The sequence below is a fragment of the Azotobacter chroococcum genome (assembly GCF_002220155.1).
Lineage (GTDB): Bacteria > Pseudomonadota > Gammaproteobacteria > Pseudomonadales > Pseudomonadaceae > Azotobacter > Azotobacter chroococcum.
Genome location: NZ_CP011835.1, coordinates 3,877,017 through 3,892,947, shown reverse-complemented (window position 1 = coordinate 3,892,947; position 15,931 = coordinate 3,877,017). Strand labels below are relative to the sequence as shown.

At 69.5% G+C, this 15,931-nt stretch carries 14 protein-coding genes and 1 pseudogene; 9 read left to right on the top strand and 6 right to left on the bottom strand.

From position 1 onward, the window contains the following. Window positions 1-5: 5 nt before the first annotated feature. Complete coding sequence (gene speA, locus ACG10_RS18165; protein ID WP_089169298.1) at window positions 6-1,916, top strand: arginine decarboxylase; 1,911 nt, start codon at window positions 6-8, stop codon at window positions 1,914-1,916. 126 nt (window positions 1,917-2,042) lie between these two features. On the opposite strand, the gene ACG10_RS18160 is transcribed toward speA, so the two are convergent. The 4 genes and pseudogenes from ACG10_RS18160 to ACG10_RS18145 all read right to left on the bottom strand — a co-directional run. After that, entirely contained in the window at window positions 2,043-3,374 is a 1,332-nt protein-coding gene (locus ACG10_RS18160; RefSeq protein WP_198318968.1) for an MATE family efflux transporter, read from the bottom strand. Then, window positions 3,371-3,664: a hypothetical protein gene (locus tag ACG10_RS18155; RefSeq protein ID WP_089169297.1), complete on the bottom strand. Its 294-nt coding sequence runs from the start codon at window positions 3,662-3,664 to the stop codon at window positions 3,371-3,373. Before ACG10_RS18155 ends, ACG10_RS18160 begins: the two co-directional genes overlap by 4 nt. Window positions 3,665-3,777: 113 nt before the next feature. After that, window positions 3,778-4,632 carry a universal stress protein gene (locus tag ACG10_RS18150; RefSeq protein ID WP_089169296.1) on the bottom strand — a complete coding sequence of 285 codons (855 nt, stop codon included), beginning with the start codon at window positions 4,630-4,632 and terminating at the stop codon, window positions 3,778-3,780. Window positions 4,633-4,647: 15 nt separating this feature from the next. Beyond that, a pseudogene (locus tag ACG10_RS18145) lies at window positions 4,648-5,109 on the bottom strand (STAS domain-containing protein); the annotation flags it as partial. Between the two features lie 404 nt (window positions 5,110-5,513). On the opposite strand from ACG10_RS18145, the gene ACG10_RS18135 reads away from it, so the two are divergent. Both ACG10_RS18135 and ACG10_RS18130 read left to right on the top strand, forming a co-directional pair. Next, on the top strand, window positions 5,514-6,458 hold the full coding sequence (locus ACG10_RS18135) for an SdiA-regulated domain-containing protein (RefSeq protein ID WP_089169293.1): 945 nt from the start codon (window positions 5,514-5,516) through the stop codon (window positions 6,456-6,458). Between the two features lie 263 nt (window positions 6,459-6,721). Continuing rightward, on the top strand, window positions 6,722-8,464 hold the full coding sequence (locus ACG10_RS18130; RefSeq protein ID WP_089169292.1) for an FAD-dependent oxidoreductase: 1,743 nt from the start codon (window positions 6,722-6,724) through the stop codon (window positions 8,462-8,464). Window positions 8,465-8,536: 72 nt separating this feature from the next. Here ACG10_RS18130 and ACG10_RS18125 read toward each other — a convergent pair whose 3' ends face one another. After that, window positions 8,537-9,352, bottom strand: a complete 816-nt coding sequence (locus ACG10_RS18125; RefSeq protein WP_089169291.1) for a sugar phosphate isomerase/epimerase family protein — start codon at window positions 9,350-9,352, stop codon at window positions 8,537-8,539. A gap of 296 nt (window positions 9,353-9,648) precedes the next feature. Here ACG10_RS18125 and aqpZ point away from each other — a divergent pair, with 296 nt between their 5' ends. Together aqpZ and ACG10_RS18115 are read left to right on the top strand one after the other, a co-directional pair. Next, complete coding sequence (gene aqpZ / locus ACG10_RS18120; RefSeq protein ID WP_039806012.1) at window positions 9,649-10,365, top strand: aquaporin Z; 717 nt, start codon at window positions 9,649-9,651, stop codon at window positions 10,363-10,365. Between the two features lie 202 nt (window positions 10,366-10,567). Next, the gene (locus ACG10_RS18115) at window positions 10,568-11,674 is read left to right on the top strand and encodes a glycoside hydrolase family 5 protein (RefSeq protein WP_089169290.1); all 1,107 of its coding nucleotides are present in this window, start codon (window positions 10,568-10,570) and stop codon (window positions 11,672-11,674) included. Here ACG10_RS18115 and ACG10_RS18110 read toward each other — a convergent pair. Then, window positions 11,660-13,420, bottom strand: a complete 1,761-nt coding sequence (locus ACG10_RS18110; RefSeq protein ID WP_089169289.1) for an ABC transporter ATP-binding protein/permease — start codon at window positions 13,418-13,420, stop codon at window positions 11,660-11,662. The two genes, ACG10_RS18115 and ACG10_RS18110, sit on opposite strands and share 15 nt — an antisense overlap. A 446-nt stretch (window positions 13,421-13,866) precedes the next feature. Here ACG10_RS18110 and ACG10_RS18105 point away from each other — a divergent pair, with 446 nt between their 5' ends. From ACG10_RS18105 to ACG10_RS18090, 4 genes are read left to right on the top strand one after another with little or no spacing between them, the layout of a single operon-like run. Continuing rightward, a complete protein-coding gene (locus ACG10_RS18105) occupies window positions 13,867-14,358 on the top strand; it encodes a hypothetical protein (protein ID WP_039806009.1) in 492 nt (163 codons plus the stop codon). Window positions 14,359-14,378: 20 nt separating this feature from the next. Beyond that, window positions 14,379-14,666, top strand: a complete 288-nt coding sequence (locus ACG10_RS18100; RefSeq protein ID WP_089169288.1) for a hypothetical protein — start codon at window positions 14,379-14,381, stop codon at window positions 14,664-14,666. Between the two features lie 46 nt (window positions 14,667-14,712). After that, window positions 14,713-15,492: an arylamine N-acetyltransferase family protein gene (locus ACG10_RS18095; RefSeq protein ID WP_089169287.1), complete on the top strand. Its 780-nt coding sequence runs from the start codon at window positions 14,713-14,715 to the stop codon at window positions 15,490-15,492. A gap of 20 nt (window positions 15,493-15,512) precedes the next feature. Then, window positions 15,513-15,878 carry a YidH family protein gene (locus ACG10_RS18090; RefSeq protein ID WP_089169286.1) on the top strand — a complete coding sequence of 122 codons (366 nt, stop codon included), beginning with the start codon at window positions 15,513-15,515 and terminating at the stop codon, window positions 15,876-15,878. Window positions 15,879-15,931 lie beyond the last annotated feature (53 nt).

Genomic DNA, 15,931 nt, shown 5'->3' with positions numbered 1-15,931 from the left:
AATCCATGGCACGACGTACACGCAAGGACGACGGCAGCCAGTGGACCGTGGCCGACAGCCGCGCCGTCTACGGCATCCGTCACTGGGGTGCCGGCTATTTCGCGATCAACGAGCGTGGCCATGTGGAGGCGTGGCTGAACCGCGCCGCCGACCAGCCCATCGACCTCGTCGAGCTGCTCGGCCAGCTGCGCGAGGCCGGCCTGTCGCTGCCGCTGCTGGTGCGCTTTCCGGACATCCTGCAGGACCGCGTGCGCCAGCTGACCGGCGCCTTCGACGCGCACATCGCGCGCCTCGACTACCAGAGCGGCTACACCGCGCTGTACCCGATCAAGGTCAACCAGCAGGAGGCGGTGGTGGAGAACATCATCGCCACGCCGAACGTCTCCATCGGCCTGGAGGCCGGCTCCAAGCCGGAACTGCTCGCCGTGCTGGCGCTGGCGCCGAAGGGCGGCACCATCGTCTGCAACGGCTACAAGGACCGCGAATTCATCCGCCTGGCGCTGATCGGGCAGAAGCTCGGCCATTCGGTGTTCATCGTCATCGAGAAGGAGTCGGAGGTGCAACTGGTCATCGAGGAGGCCGCCGAGCTCAAGATCGTGCCGCAGCTCGGCCTGCGCGTGCGGCTGTCCTCGCTGGCTTCCTCGAAGTGGGCCGACACCGGCGGCGAGAAGGCCAAGTTCGGCCTTTCGGCGGCGCAGCTGCTGCGGGTGACCGAGCGCCTGCGCGGCGCCGGGCTGGAGCAGGGGGTGCGCCTGCTGCACTTCCACATGGGCTCGCAGATCGCCAACCTGGCCGACTACCAGGCCGGCTTCAGGGAGGCCATCCGCTACTACGGCGAGCTGCGCGCCCTCGGCCTGCCGGTCGACCACGTCGACGTCGGCGGCGGCCTGGGCGTCGACTACGACGGCACCCACTCGCGCAACCCCAGCTCGATCAACTACGACATGGACGACTACGCCGCCACCGTGGTCGGCATGCTCCAGGAGTTCTGCAACGCCCAGGGCCTGCCGCATCCGCACATCTTCTCGGAGAGCGGCCGGGCGCTGAGCGCGCATCACGCGCTCTTGGTCGTGCAGGTCACCGACGTGGAGCGCCACAACGACCAGCTGCCGGAGATCGCCGATCCCGACGGCCTGCCGGAAACGCTGCGCTGGCTGGTCGAGCTGCTCGGCCCGACCGACGACGAGATGGTCACCGAAACCTACTGGCGCGCCACCCAGTACCTCGGCGAGCTGTCGCGCCTGTACGCCGACGGCAAGCTGAGCCTGGCCGACAAGGCGCTCGCCGAGCAGTGCTACTACGCGCTCTGCCGGCGCCTGCACGATGCGCTGAAGGCCCGCCAGCGCTCGCACCGCCAGGTGCTCGACGAACTCAACGACAAGCTGGCCGACAAGTACATCTGCAACTTCTCGGTATTCCAGAGCCTGCCGGACACCTGGGCGATCGGCCAGGTGCTGCCGATCCTGCCGCTCGACCGGCTCGACGAGGAGCCGCTGCGCCGCGCCGTGCTGCAGGATCTGACCTGCGACTCCGACGGCAAGATCAAGCAGTACGTCGACGAGCAGAGCATCGAGACCAGCCTGCCGGTGCACGAGCTGCGCGTGGGCGAGGAGTACTTCCTCGGCATCTTCCTGGTCGGTGCCTACCAGGAGATCCTCGGCGACATGCACAACCTGTTCGGCGACACCGATTCGGTGAACGTCTACCAGCGCGCCGACGGGCGCATCTACCACGCCGGCATCGAGACCCACGACACCATCGAGGACATGCTGCGCTACGTGCACCTGTCGCCCGAGGAGCTGATGACCTACTACCGCGACAAGGTGGCCGGCGCGCCCATCGGCGCCCGCGAGCGCGCCCAGTACCTGGACGCCCTGCGCCTGGGGCTGACGCGCTCGTCCTACCTGTCGGGCTGAGCGGGCACGGCCTTTCCCGCAGGGCGGGTGAGGCCCGCCGATCACGGTGCCGGTCCAGGCCCTGTCTGGCAGGCGTTGCCCGCCCTACGGCTGATCGCCAGCAAGCTGGCTCCTGCGGGGTAGCGCTCAGATCTCGTCCAGCAGGCGCCGGGCGAACAGGCCCATGGCCAGAGCGCGCAGCGCCATGAAGGCGAGGAGGGCCAGCCACAGGCCGTGGTTGCCGAGTCCCTGCAGCAGCCAGGCCAGCGGCAGCGCCAGGGCCACGGCGAGCAGCATGGCGTCGCGCATCTCGCGGGCGCGGGTGGCGCCGATGAACAGGCCGTCGAGCAGGTAGCTCCACACCGCGACCGGCGGCAGCGCGGCCAGGTAGGGCAGGTAGGCCTCGGCCAGTTCGCGCACCGCCGGGATGTCGGTCTGCAGGCGGACGAACAGCGCGCCGCCGCTCAGGAAGAACAGCGAAAAGCCCAGGCTGGCCAGCAGCGACCAGAGGCCGGCGACCGCCAGCGCCCGCTGCAGGGCGGTGCGGTCGCGGCGGCCGATGGCGTGCCCGCACAGTGCCTCGACGGCGTGGGCCAGGCCGTCCAGGGCGTGGGCGGTGAGCAGCAGGCCGTTGAGCAGCAGGGCGTTGGCCGCCACCGTGGCGTCGCCGAGCCGGGCGCCCTGCACGGTGATCAGGAAGAACACCAGCTGCAGGAGCAGGCTGCGCAGGAAGATGTCGCGGTTCACCGCCAGCAGCGGGCGCCAGCTCGCCCAGCGGCGCAGGGCGTCCCAGGGCAGCCGGCCGGGATGCCGGCGCAGCGCCCGGCGGGCCAGCGCCAGGCCGAGCAGGGCGCCGCTCCACTCGGCGAGCACCGAGGCGCGGGCGGCGCCGGCCACGCCCCAGTCGAGGCCGAGGACGAACCACAGGTCGAGCGCCACGTTGCCCAGGCTGGTGAGCAGCAGCATGGCCAGCGGCGCGCGGGCGTTCTGCGCGCCGAGCAGCCAGCCGATCAGCGCGTAGCTGGCCAGTACCGCCGGCAGGCCGAGCAGGCGGATGTGGAAATACTCGCGGCTCAGCGCATCGAGCGCCGCCGAGGGCTGCATCAGGCCGAGGGCGAGTTCGCCGAAGGGCAACGCCAGCAGGCCCAGCAGCAGGGCGAAGACCGCGGCGAGCAGCAGGCTCTGCAGCAGCACCTGGCGCAGCGCGGCGCCGTCGGCGCGGCCGCACGCCTGGGCGGCGAAGCCGGTGGTGCCCATGCGCAGGAAGCCGAAGGCCCAGGCCAGCAGGGTGAACAGGCTGCCGCCGACCGCCACCGCGCCGAGCTGGTGGGCGTGTGGCAGGTGGCCGATCACCGCGCTGTCGACCAGGGTCACCAGCGGCGTGCAGAGGTTGGAGAGGACCATGGGCGCGGCCAGCGCCCGGACCCGGCGCCGGGTCGGCGCGTGGCGCCAGGCCGCGGCCAGCGCGCTCGCGCTCACTGGATCAGCCAGCTGAGCACCCAGAGTCCCAGCAGCAGGTAGATCGCCCCGCTGACGAAGGCGCGCTTGAGCAGCGCGCGCACCCCGCCGGCCAGCAGCGCCAGGCCGACGACCAGGGCGACGAAGCCGAGCAGCGTGGGGTTCATGCCGAGGGTGCGCGACAGGCCTTCGAGAAAGGACGCGCCGGCCCGGGCGATCGAGCCGAACAGTCCGCCCAGCCCCTCGACGAGGTGGCGGAGCGCCGCGCCCGCCGCCTCGCCGAGCCATTCGAAGAAGCTTTCCGTTTGCATTGCATCCCCCTGCCGAACCGAGAAAAGTGCCGGGCCGCCGGCTCTCTCGCCCTGGCGGAGTAGAGCGGGCGGCCGCAAAAGCCGGGCAAGGATAGCGCGTCGGGCGGACGCTTTCAGCGCAGCAGCAGGAGTGGCGTCCGTGACCTGTGCAGCATGTGGCGGGTGGTGCTGCCGAGCAGCAGGCGGCGAATCCGCGAATGGCCGTAGGCGCCCATCGCCAGCAGGTCGATGGCGCGCTCCTGCTGATAGGCGTGCAGCACCGGCTCGAGCTTGCCCTCGCGGATCGCCGGGATCACCAGGAAGCCGGCGAGCTCCAGCTGGGCCTGGGCCTCGTGCAGCGCGGTGCGGGTCAGCGCGTTGTCCTCGCCGACCATCAGCAGATGCAGCGGCAGGCCCTTGAGCAGCGGACTGGCGGCCAGCGTGCCGACCGCCTGGCGGGCGCTCGGACTGGCGTCGTAGGCGAGTAGCAGGCTGCCCGGCGCCCTGAACTCGTCCGGCGCGACCAGGGTCGGTTTGGCCAGGGCGCGGGTCACGCCTTCCAACTGGCTGCCGATCGGCTGGCCGGCGTGCTGCCGGCTGTCCTCGCCCTGGCGGCCGATCACCAGCAGCTGGATGCTGTCGGCCAGTTCGCCGAGGGTCTCGACCAGGTTGCCGTGGCGCTGGCACAGCTCCGGCGCTTCCAGGCCGGCGGCGAGGGCGCGGTCGCGGGCCGCCTCCAGTACCGCCTGGCCCTGCTCCAGGGCCACCTTGGCGCGCCGCTCGTCGAGGCGGGCCAGCTCGTCGAGCAGGTGTTCGCGGCTGCCCAGGCCGATGGCGCCGCTGAGGTCGCCCGGACCCGGGTAGCGCTCGCGGTCCAGCACGTGCAGGAAGGTCAGCGGCCGGCCGAGGCGCCGGCTGGCCCAGATGGCCCAGTCGCAGACCGCGGCGGTGGCGGCGGAGCCGTCGATGCAGGCGAGTATCCGAGTCATGGGTTGGCTCCTTTCTCAGTGTTCCATGAGGGTGTCGATGGCGTCGGGTTTGTCGTGCACGGCAAAGCGGTCGACGATGGTGGCGCTGGCCTTGTTGAGGCCGAGCACCGTCACCTCGCTCCCCTCGCGGCGGAGCTTGAGCACCACCTTGTCCAGGGCGGCCACTGCGGTGATGTCCCGGAGGTGGGCATGGGACAGGTCGATGGTGACCCGGTTCAGCACTTCCTTGAAGTCGAAGGCGGCGACGAACTTGCTCGACGAGCGGAAGAATACCTGGCCGACCACCCGGTAGGTGCGGGCCTGGCCATTATCCCGGCTGGTGCTGTCGATGCGCAGGAAGTGGCCGACCTTGTTGGCGAGGAACAGCGCCGCCAGCAGTACGCCGACCAGCACGCCGTAGGCCAGGTTGTGGGTGTACACCACCACGGCGACGGTGGCGAGCATGACCAGGTTGGTGGACAGCGGATACCGGGTGATCATCAGCAGGGCCATGGCACCGGTGGTGGCGGAGATCCGATGGAAACGCAGCCTTCCCGGGCGGGAATCGGGCGGGAATGGACGCTTCGAACGGCAGGATTTTTCGTCAGGCAAGCAAAACGAGCGGCGCGGCGGCAGGGCGAACGGGCGCCCGGGCACCTGCGGCGGGCGCAGGTCGGGGGAGGGAGCGAAGCGCTATGGCGGCGTGGGCAGCCAGCGGGCGCTGGAGCGGCCGGTCATGCTCGGTACGGGGGCGGATTCTTTCGACGGGGCGGACTAACAGGCTAAGGCGACCTGAAGTTAGGCGACGCCCGATAAACCTTTGGTTAGTATGGCCTTAGCAAATCTGCAGTACTGACGATGCACACTGCATCACAATTTCGTTTCGCTACGAGCGTACCGCCATGATCGCGATTGCCAAGGGGTTGCTGGGACGGCTGCCGGTAATACACCCACGGATCTGGATCGCCCTGTTGCTGAGCCTGCTGCTGGTGCAGCAGGTGCAAGACCGCCAATTCGACGAGCGCCTGTATTTCTGGGCGAAGAACGCCTGGCTCGAGGCCTGCGCCCTGGGTCCCGATTTCTGCCTGTCGGACTACGAGGTGCGCCTCGAGGCGCTGCCGGTCGCCGACGTGCGCAACAACCTCTCCGGGCTGAGCTACGACGACGAGCGCCACCACCTGTGGGCGGTGATCAACAATCCCGAAGAACTGCTCGCCCTGAGCACCGAGGGCGAGGTGCTGGCGCGCTATCCGCTGGAGGGCTTCAAGGACGTCGAGGGTGTGGCCTACCTCGGCGGCGGCCTGCTGGTGTTCACCGAGGAGCGCGACCAGGCGCTGGTCGCCGTGCCGGTGCCGACCGGCCCCGGCGCCCTGGTGCGCAAGGACTACCGGGCGCTGACCCTTGGCTTCGACAATCCCGACGGCGACAACCGCGGTTTCGAGGGCGTCGCCTATGACCGCCGCGGCGACCGTCTGTTTGTGGTCACCGAGCGCGCGCCGCTCAAGCTCTACGAGATCCGCGGCTTCAAGGCCAGTCTGTCCGGCAACTTCAACCTCAAGGTGCTCGACCGCTCCGCCTGGCTGAACGAGAAGTTCGTCGGCACCGGTCTGGCCTCGGTGGAGTACGACCAGAGCAGCGACCACCTGATCCTGCTCAGCGACGAGTCGCGGATGCTGGTGGAGCTGGACGGCCGGGGCGATACGGTCAGCCTGCGCTCCCTGTGGCACGGCTCCGCGGGACTCGAGAAGAACGTCCCGCAGGGCGAGGGCGTGGCCCTGGACGAGTACGGCCGGCTCTACATGGTCAGCGAACCGAACCTCTTCTACGTCTTCGACCGCGAGGACTGATCGCGCGCCGCAGGACCGCTCAGCCGCCGTCGGCATTCCCGGCGGCCGTTTCCTTCCTCTTTTCCCTGCTCTCCCTTCGCCGTGGCCCGCTCCGGGTTTCCGACGGCTGTCTGCCGCTTCCTGCAAAAAATGGAACTCTGTTCTTGAATGCCTTTGTGGGTTGGATTAGTTTCTGGAATGAAATTCCATAAATGCCCGAGTCGCCCCGCCCGCCCGACTGGCGACGGACGCCCGGCTGCCGATCCGCCAGGAGACCCATAACAATGAGAACGACCCTTCAAGAGATTCAGGACGGCGAAAGCTTCGACATCGTCGTCGTCGGCGCCGGCGGCGCCGGCATGTCGGCCGCGCTGTTCGGCGCGCTGCAGGGCGCCAAGGTGCTGCTGCTGGAGAAGACCGAGTACGTCGGCGGCACCACGGCGTTTTCCGCCGGCACCACCTGGATTCCGGGCAGCCACCACGCGGCCGGGATCGGCGTGCACGACGACAGCCCGGCCAAGGCCGGCGGCTACCTCGATCTCGCGGTCGGCGAGCGCTCCCGCGCCGAGCTGCGCCGGGTGTTCCTGGAGAACGGTCCGAAAGCGGTCAGGGCCATCGAAACCGGCACCTCGGTGCGCTACCGCGCCCGTCCGCTGCACCCGGACTACATCTCCGACCTCGAAGGCTCGACCCTGCGCGGCCGCGCCCTGGAGCCGCTGCCCTTCGACGGCCGCCTGCTCGGCGAGCGTTTCCGCCTGATACGCCCGCCGATCCCCGAGTTCACCGTGCTCGGCGGCATGATGATCGACCGCGACGACGTCAACCACCTGCTCAGGCTGACCCGCTCCTTCGCCTCCTTCCGCCACGGCGTCAGGCTGCTCGCCCGGCATGCCCTGGACCGCCTGCGCCATCCGCGCGGCACCCGTCTGGTGATGGGCAACGCGCTGATCGCCAGTCTCCTGCATTCGCTGGATGCGCGGGACGTGCCGGTGCTCACCGAATGCCGGCTCGAGCGCCTGCAGCGCGGTACCGCCGGCATCGAGGCGCTCGAGGTGTCGCAGAAAGGCGTGAAGCGGCGGATCGTCGTCAAGGGCGGGGTGATCCTCGCCTCCGGCGGCTTCAACCGCCATCCCGAGCGGCGCCGGGCGCTGCTGCCGGGCAGCGATCCGCAGTGGTGCCCGGGGGCGCCGGGGCACACCGGGCAGGCCCACGACCTCGCCGAGGCGGTGGGGGCGCGCTACGGCGCGCCGGGACTGAGCCATGCCTTCTGGGCGCCGGTGTCGATCCGCAGGCGCGCCGACGGCAGCACCGCGGCGTTCCCGCACTTCATCCTCGACCGCGGCAAGCCGGGAATGATCACCGTCGACCGCGACGGCAAGCGCTTTCTCAACGAGTCCACCTCCTACCACCTGTTCGGCCTCGGCATGCGCGAGGCCGGGGTGGCGCCGGCCTACCTGGTCACCGACGCCGAGGGCCTGCGCAAGTACGGCCTGGGCATGGTGCGCCCGGGCGGCAAGGGGCTGAAGCCGTTCCTCGCCGACGGCTACCTGACCGCGGGCGCGACCCTCGCCGAGCTGGCCGGGCGCCTGGGCATCGACGCCGCCGGGCTGCAGGACAGCGTGCGGCGGATCAACGACTACGCACGCAGCGGCGTCGACCTCGACTACCGGCGCGGCACCACCGACTACCAGCGGGTCAACGGCGATGCGGCGCAGCAGCCCAACCCCAACCTCGGGTCGATCGGCACCGCGCCCTTCTACGCGGTGCGCCTTTATCCCGGCGACATCGGCGCCGCCACCGGCTTCGCCACCGATACCGACGCCCGCGTGCTGGACAAGGACGATGCGCCGATCGACGGCCTCTACGCGGTTGGCAACGACATGCACTCGATCATGGGCGGTACCTATCCGGGACCGGGCATCACCCTCGGGCCGGGCCTGACCTTCGCCTACCTCGCCGCGCAGCACGCCGTGGCGCGGGCCAAGGCGCCGCTGGCTCGGGAGGAGGCGAAATCCGCCGCCGTCTGAACAGGGCGAAGCGGAGACAAGGAAGCCCCCGCCGGGTCCGCCCGGCGGGGGCTTTTCGCTGCAGGGTTCGCCTCAGCCGCGCACGTCCTCCACCAGCGCCCTGGCCGCCTGCAGGGCGGCGCGGGCCCAGGCTTCGGGACCCATTTCGGCGACGCGCCGGTCGTTGGGGATCTCGATGCTCACCGGCAGCCCGGCCGGCAGCTCGCGCCACAGCCGGCGCAGGTCGAGGCCGCCCTCGCCGGGCAGCAGGCGCTCGCCGCGGGCGGCCTGGATCAGGGCCTCGTCGGTGGTCGGGCGCTCGGCCGGGCCGTCGCAGATCTGCGCGTAGTGCAGCCACTGGGCAGGGATTTCCGCCAGTTGCTCGAAGCGGCTGGCCGAGCGGTCGAAGTGCAGGGCGTCGACCAGGATGCCGCCGTTGCGGCGGTCGGCGCGACTGACGATGCGCAGGGCGCTGTCCAGGTCGCGCACCGGGGTCCAGGGCATGAATTCCAGATCCGCCGACAGGCCGAACGGCAGCATGGCGTCGCACAGCTGCGCGTAGCGCTCGATCAGGCGCTCCTCCTCGGGATCGTCGCCGGCCGCCAGCACGGCCCTGGCGCCCAGTTCGGCGCCGGTTTCCAGGAAGGGCAGGTAGCGCTCCAGCTTGAAATCCGCGCCGATGCGGATCAGTTCCAGGTCGAAGATGCGCACGCCGGTGTCGTTCATCCGTGTCAGGGTTTCGCGCAGCATCGGCTTGTCGGTCATCAGCGGGTAGGCCACGGCGCCGGGCGTCACCGGCAGCAGGCGCACGCCGGCCTGGTCGTAGCCGGTGCGCGCCGCCAGCTCGATCATCTGCGGCGGACTCAGCTGCAGGGCGGTGAGCTGGGCGAGGGAGTAGGTCGGTTGCATGGGCGTCTCCGGTTTCTGTTGTCGTTTGGCGACCGGCTCGATCCCGCGGACCCGGGAGCGGGCCGCCGATCATGGTCCCGGGACGGTTCTGCCCGAAGGACCTTCGGATATTGGCATTTATGGAACTTAATTCCAATAAATAACATTGCTCCGCTGGCCTGCCTGCTGGGCATGCGCGCAATCCCATTCCGTGGGAATCAGTTTCCCATCAGGGGAACGCCGCAGACCCCTGACTAGACTTGCCGTGCGTCTCGAAGGTGGAGAGGCGCTGCCCCCAGATCCACGGAGATTGGAAAATGAACAGGTATGGCGCGGAGTTTCTCGGAACCTTCTGGCTGGTGCTCGGCGGCTGCGGCAGCGCGGTCCTCGCGGCGGCCTTCCCGGAGGTCGGCATCGGCCTGCATGGTGTCTCGCTGGCGTTCGGCCTGACGGTACTGACCATGGCCTATGCCATCGGCCACATCTCCGGCTGCCACCTGAATCCGGCGGTGTCCATCGGCCTGTGGGCCGGCGGGCGCTTCCCGGCCAGGGACCTGGCGCCCTATATCGCGGCCCAGGTGCTCGGCGGGATCGCCGCGGGCGCGGTCCTCTACGTCATCGCCAGCGGCACCGCCGGCTTCGACGTCGCCAAGGGCTTCGCCTCCAACGGCTACGGCGCCCATTCGCCGGGCGGCTATTCGCTGCTGGCGGCGCTGGTGACCGAGGTGGTGATGACCCTGTTCTTCCTGCTGATCATCCTCGGCGCCACCGACAAGCGCGCCCCCGCCGGCTTCGCCCCGATCGCCATCGGCCTGGCCCTGACGCTGATCCACCTGATCAGCATCCCGGTGACCAACACCTCGGTGAACCCGGCGCGCAGCACCGGCGTCGCCGTGTTCGTCGGCGACTGGGCCCTCGCCCAGCTCTGGCTGTTCTGGGTCGCGCCGATCGTCGGGGCGCTGATCGGCGCCGTCGTCTATCGGCTGATCGGCGTCGAGGAAACCGGTTTCGCCCGCCAGCCGGCTCGCAGCTGAGCCGCGCCGGACGCAGCCCGGCTTCTCGCTCGTCATCCGGTGGGCCGTGCTGCGCAGTTGCCCACCCTGCAAAAGCCGACCTCTCGCCAAGCCCTCGCGGCCGGGGCCGCTCCCAGCCATTAACTCCCGTGTGCCGCCCCGGCTCCAGCGAGGCGGTCCATCTATGCTATTCGAGAGGCTTTTTCTGCAGGGGAGTGCAAGGATGAACAAGAGCGATCTGAAATTGCGCGGGGTCAATCTGGGCAGCTGGCTGGTGCTGGAGAAGTGGATGGTGCCGAGCCTGTTCGAGGGCCTGGCGGCCACCGACGAGACCACCTGGTGCGCCGAGCTGGGCGAGCGGGCCGGCGAGCGCCTGCGTGCCCACTGGAACCGCTGGATCACCCGCGACGACTTCGCCTGGCTGGCCGAGCGCGGCCTGAACGCCGTGCGCATTCCGGTCGGCCACTGGATCTTCGGCCCCGACTACCCCTATCACCCGAGCTACGGCGAGGCCCGCTATCCCTTCGTCGAGGGCGGCATCGAGGTGCTCGACCGGGCCATGACCTGGGCCTGGGAATGCGGCCTGCACGTGGTGCTCGACCTGCATGCCGCGCCGGGTTGCCAGAACGGCTTCGACAACGGCGGGATCAAGGACGTCTGCGAGTGGCACACCCGCGCGGAATACCGCGAGCACTCGCTGTCGGTGCTCGAGCGGCTGGCCGAGCGCTACCGCGAGCACCCGGCGCTGCATGCCATAGAGGTGCTCAACGAGCCGCGCTGGGACGTGCCCACCGACTACCTCAAGGCCTACAACCTGGACGCCTACGCGCGCATCCGCCGGCACTGCCCGCCGGAGCGGGTGGCGGTGATCTTCCACGACGGCTTCCGCGACTTCCGCGAGTACCTGGGCTTCATGCAGGGGCCGCAGTACCGCAACGTGATCTTCGACATCCACCGCTACCAGTGCTTCGAGCGCGGCGACATCGACATGGACATCTACGGCCACATGCGCAAGGCCGCCGGGGACTGGAAGGCCGAGGCCGATGCGGTCATCACCGAGCTGGGCCTGCCGACCATCTGCGGCGAGTGGAGCCTGGGGCTGGACCTCAGGGTGGTGTCGCTGTGGGCCGAGGGACCGTTCAACCATGCCCTCGAGCACATGGACGCCTTCCAGGAGAGCGTCGCCTACCGCGGCTACGCCGCCGCCCAGCTGGCCTGCTTCGAGAAGTACCAGGGCTGGTTCTTCTGGAACTACAAGACCGAGACCACGCCGGCCTGGTGCTTCCGCGACTGCGTCGAGCGCGGCTGGCTGCCGTCATCCTTTGCGTAGCGCGCACAGTTCGCTGGCGCAGGCGAGAAAGCGCGGCTCGGCCTGGCGGTTGAGAATCAGCTTGCGCGTGTGGTGGTGTTCCAGCCCGGCGTGGAAGCTGATGGTCAGCAGGGTCGAGTCGGGCAGCTCGCGGCAGAGCATTTCCAGCATGTAGTCCTCGCCCTTGGGATCGAAGGCGTCGGTGGCCTCCTCGAGGAATACCCAGGGCGGCTGGTGCAGGATCAGCCGGGCGATGGCCAGGCACTGCTGGGCGCGTAGCGGCAGCACCCGGCTCCAGCTGTCGGTTTCCGCAAGGCGCGGGGCCAGCCAGGCCACCCCGGCGCATTCGAGCGCATGGTGCAGTTCCGCGCGGCTGAAATGGTTGGGTTCGCGCGGGTAGCTGAGCACCGACTCCAGGCTGCCGTCGGGCAGGAAGGGGTGCTGCGAGAGGAACACCACGCCGGCGTCGTCGGGCAGCAGGATCTGGCCGTTGCCCCAGGGCCACAGCCCGGCCACCGCCTTGAACAGGCCGATGGTCACCGCCGGGTCGCCGGCGATCAGCACCCGCTCGCCGCGGTGGATGGTGGCGTCGAGGCGCTCGACGAGGATCTCGCCGTCCGGACTGGCCAGGCACAGGTCGCGGAACACCAGCTCGTTGGCCCGCCCGTGGCCCAGCTCGATGCGGTGCTCCACCGGCTGGCGCTCGCGCTCCTCCAGCTGCAGCATGTCGTTGTGGAGGCTGGCCACCCGGTCCGCCGAAGCCTTGCACTTGGCCAGTTCGCCGAGGTTGTCGATCGGCCAGGAGAGCGCCGAGGTCAGGCGCTGGAAGGCCTGCGCCGCCTGCATCAGCACGCCGAGGGTCATTGCCCCGGAGATGTACTGCGGCGCCGCGACCAGGATCGGGAACACCGGCAGCAGCGCGCCGTAGCCGGCGGAGAAGGACACGATGCCGAGGTAGCCGATGGTCTGCCGGTTCCAGCCGTGGCCGACGTCGGCGAACAGCCGGCCGGCGTAGTCGCGCTCGATGCCCTCGCCGTGCATCAGGGCGATCGACTCGGAGTTCTCGCGGGCCCGCGCCAGGCCGAAGCGCAGGTTCGCCTCGACCGTCTGCAGCCGGTTGGTGGACTTGGTCAGCGGCCGGCCGAGCAGCAGGCCCAGCACGCTGCCGCCGCCGGCGTAGAGGAAGGCCAGCAGCACCAGGAAGCCGGGGATGACGATGTCGGTGCCGGGCAGCGCCAGGCTGCCGGAGAGCTTGAACAGGATGTCGACGAAGGTGCCGAGGATCAGCAGGGAGAAGACCAGCGAATGGGCGAGGTTGATCGCGTTCTCGGTGGCGATGCGGATGTCCTCGGCGATGCGCCCGTCGGGGTTGTCGTGCTCGCCGCTGGTGAACTGCAGCTTGTAGTGGTGGGCGCGGGCCAGCCAGTGGTCGAGCAGGTGCAGGGTCAGCCACTGCCGCCAGTCCAGCTGCAGCCAGCGCTTGACGTGCAGGTGCAGCGCGGTGACCAGCATGGTCAGGGCGAAGATCAGCGCGAAGGTGGCGATCTGCAGCAGCAGGGTGTTGAGCGAGCGCGCCTCCAGGGCGTCGAACAGCTCGCGGTGCCAGTAGCTGGTCCAGATCGCCAGGCCGACCTGGCCGAGGGTCAGCAGCAGCAGCATGCCCACGGCGCCGCGCACCAGCCATTTGCGCTCGCTGTTCCAGTAGGGCTTGACCATGTGGGCGAACTGCCACCGCAAGGGCGGCGGGTTCAGGCTGCTCTGGCTCATCGGCGTTCCTCCCCCGGCCCGCCCGCCATGGACGCGGCCGGCGCCTGTGCCAGGCGCCGGCTGTCCGCCTGCAAGACCACCCTCAACTCGCAGAACGACATCCCTTTCACCTTAGCCGCCCGCTGGCGACGCACGACATCCATCGGCCCGCCCGCAGGAGCGTCCCGATATCGACCCCGGGGAAAGTCTGCCGGGGCACCGGCGAGCCATCGCTGCGACACCCGTCTGGCTGGTCGATAGGGACAGCTTAGCCCGCCCCCGGCTCGCCTGTTGGGCTGCGAGACTGCCGGCTGTCGTGGCGGGGAGCCATACTGAGGAGAGTACGCCGGATGCCGGGCAGGTCTGCGCCTTCGGCAACGGCCTGTCCGGGGTCGGACAGCGCTGCCGCTGGCTGCGCTGCGCCGGCAGCTGTAACCTGCTGCGCCATCGCCGAAAGAGTCCTGCCTATGCTCGGAAACCCGCATTCATTCATCATCGGCGTCTGTGTCTGCCTCGCCGTCCCGGCCCTGGCCGACAACGCCAGCCCGCCGCAGAGCCGGCAGGCGCATATCCATCATCAGGGCCACAGCGTGATGCCCTTCTCCCTCAAGCGCACCCTGCACGTCTTTCGCATGACCGAAAGCGGCGGCAGCATGCAGGTGGTCATCCGCAAGCCGGGCGCGGCGGACCAGCTGTCGGGTATCCAGCGCCATCTCCTGCACATGGCGGCGCGCTTCTCCGGCGGCGACTTTTCCGTCCCGGCCAGCCTGCACGGCGAGAGCATGCCGGGCCTCAGGGAGCTGGAGGCCGGTGCCGCGCGCATGAAGGTCACCTACGCGCCCCTGCCCGACGGCGGCGAAATCCGCTTCGAGGCCGAAGACCTCGAGATGATCACCGCCATCCACCGCTGGTTCGGCGCCCAACTGTCCGAGCATGGCGCCGATGCGCAGGCGCAGTGAGGAGACCGGGGAGTCGATATATGGATGACCTCGGGGACTATCTGCTGAGGCCGCTGGTGAAGGGGCTTTACCTGCTGGTGCGCCTGGCCCTGTGGCTGGTATTCGAGCTGCTCGTCGAAGTGATCGCCTGGTGGATTGGCTGGTGCATTTGCCGGGTCGCCAGCCTCAACGCCTTTCCGCGGGAGTGCATCGGCGAATACGACAGGGCCTCGCGTCCGGTGGCCCTGGCCGTGTGTGTGACCGGCATGCTGGCGCTGCTGGTGCTGGGCGCGGCCCTGGCATGGGCGGCCGCCAGCGGCGCCAGCTGACGGCGGCATCCGGAGTCAGATCCCTTTTCGAATCAAGGAAACATGCATGAAAGCTGAAAACTTCGCGCTGAAGGACTACTTCGAGCGCATCGGTTACCGCGGCGCGGCGCGGGCGGACCTCGCCACGCTGACCGGGCTGATGCGCTGCCAGCTGTTCACGGTGCCCTTCGAGAACCTCGACGTGCAGGCGGGCAGGATCGTTTCGCTGGTGCCGGAAGAAATCGTCGAGAAGATCGTCGGGCGCCGGCGTGGCGGCTATTGCTACGAGGTCAACGGGCTCTTCTGCATGGCGCTCGAAGCGCTGGGGATTCCCTATCAGTTCGTCGCGGCGCGGCCCATGTTCTACCCGGTCAGACGGCCGAAGACCCACATGGCGGTGATCGTGACGCTGGACGGCGGGCAATGGCTGTGCGACCTGGGCTTCGGCAGCTACGGCATCCGCGCGCCCATGCGCCTCGACCGGCTCGATGTCGAGGTCCGCCAGGACGACGATGTGTTCATGCTGAGCCGGCCGGACGGGCGGGAATACCTGCTGCAGGCACGGGTGAACGGCGAGTGGCTCAGGCAGTTCGCCTTCGACCTGTCGCCCCAGGAGTGGATCGACTTCATGCCGGCCAACTACCTGAACTCCACGCACCCCGAGGCCATCTTCGTGCAGAAGCTGCTCGTCGTGCGCCATGCGCCGGACGGCAGGGCGATCCTCCTCGGCGACACCCTGAAGACGGTGAAAGCGGGCGAGGTCCGGGTGGAGTCGCTGGCGGCGGAGGATCTCGACGCGGTGCTGGTCGATATCTTCGGGCTGCCCGGCATGGGCGGCGTGCTCTGAACGTCCAGCGAGGGGAAATCATGTCCAACCTGCAAGACCCCCGGGTGCTGTTCGCCGCCGAGCGGACCCTGCTGGCCTGGAACCGGACCAGCCTGGCGCTGATCGCCTTCGGCTTCGTGGTCGAGCGCTCCGGCCTGCTGGTGCGGGCGCTCGCCCCCGACAGTCTGGCCGCAAAGGATTTGGCCATCACCTTCTGGCTGGGCCTGGCCTTCATCGCGCTGGGCGCCTTCGCCGCCCTCTATTCGTGCCGGGAATACCTGGTAGTGCTGAGATCCCTGACGCCCGCCGAATATCCGCCGGGCTACGGCGCGCGCTGGGGGATTGTCGTGAACCTGATCGTCGCGCTGCTCGGCGCCAGTCTGGCGCTGGCGCTGTATGTGCATTGAACTCCGTCCGGCGCGCGCGTGATGGCACTCACTCTGAAGGCAAGGGAGGAGGG

What these genes read in the sequence shown, in the direction of transcription:
- speA (WP_089169298.1), top strand. Translation starts at nt 6, where the DNA reads ATGGCACGACGTACACGCAAGGACGACGGCAGCCAGTGGACCGTGGCC.
- ACG10_RS18155 (WP_089169297.1), bottom strand. Translation starts at nt 3,664, where the DNA reads ATGCAAACGGAAAGCTTCTTCGAATGGCTCGGCGAGGCGGCGGGCGCG.
- ACG10_RS18150 (WP_089169296.1), bottom strand. Translation starts at nt 4,632, where the DNA reads ATGACTCGGATACTCGCCTGCATCGACGGCTCCGCCGCCACCGCCGCG.
- ACG10_RS18135 (WP_089169293.1), top strand. Translation starts at nt 5,514, where the DNA reads ATGATCGCGATTGCCAAGGGGTTGCTGGGACGGCTGCCGGTAATACAC.
- ACG10_RS18130 (WP_089169292.1), top strand. Translation starts at nt 6,722, where the DNA reads ATGAGAACGACCCTTCAAGAGATTCAGGACGGCGAAAGCTTCGACATC.
- ACG10_RS18125 (WP_089169291.1), bottom strand. Translation starts at nt 9,352, where the DNA reads ATGCAACCGACCTACTCCCTCGCCCAGCTCACCGCCCTGCAGCTGAGT.
- aqpZ (WP_039806012.1), top strand. Translation starts at nt 9,649, where the DNA reads ATGAACAGGTATGGCGCGGAGTTTCTCGGAACCTTCTGGCTGGTGCTC.
- ACG10_RS18115 (WP_089169290.1), top strand. Translation starts at nt 10,568, where the DNA reads ATGAACAAGAGCGATCTGAAATTGCGCGGGGTCAATCTGGGCAGCTGG.
- ACG10_RS18110 (WP_089169289.1), bottom strand. Translation starts at nt 13,420, where the DNA reads ATGAGCCAGAGCAGCCTGAACCCGCCGCCCTTGCGGTGGCAGTTCGCC.
- ACG10_RS18105 (WP_039806009.1), top strand. Translation starts at nt 13,867, where the DNA reads ATGCTCGGAAACCCGCATTCATTCATCATCGGCGTCTGTGTCTGCCTC.
- ACG10_RS18100 (WP_089169288.1), top strand. Translation starts at nt 14,379, where the DNA reads ATGGATGACCTCGGGGACTATCTGCTGAGGCCGCTGGTGAAGGGGCTT.
- ACG10_RS18095 (WP_089169287.1), top strand. Translation starts at nt 14,713, where the DNA reads ATGAAAGCTGAAAACTTCGCGCTGAAGGACTACTTCGAGCGCATCGGT.
- ACG10_RS18090 (WP_089169286.1), top strand. Translation starts at nt 15,513, where the DNA reads ATGTCCAACCTGCAAGACCCCCGGGTGCTGTTCGCCGCCGAGCGGACC.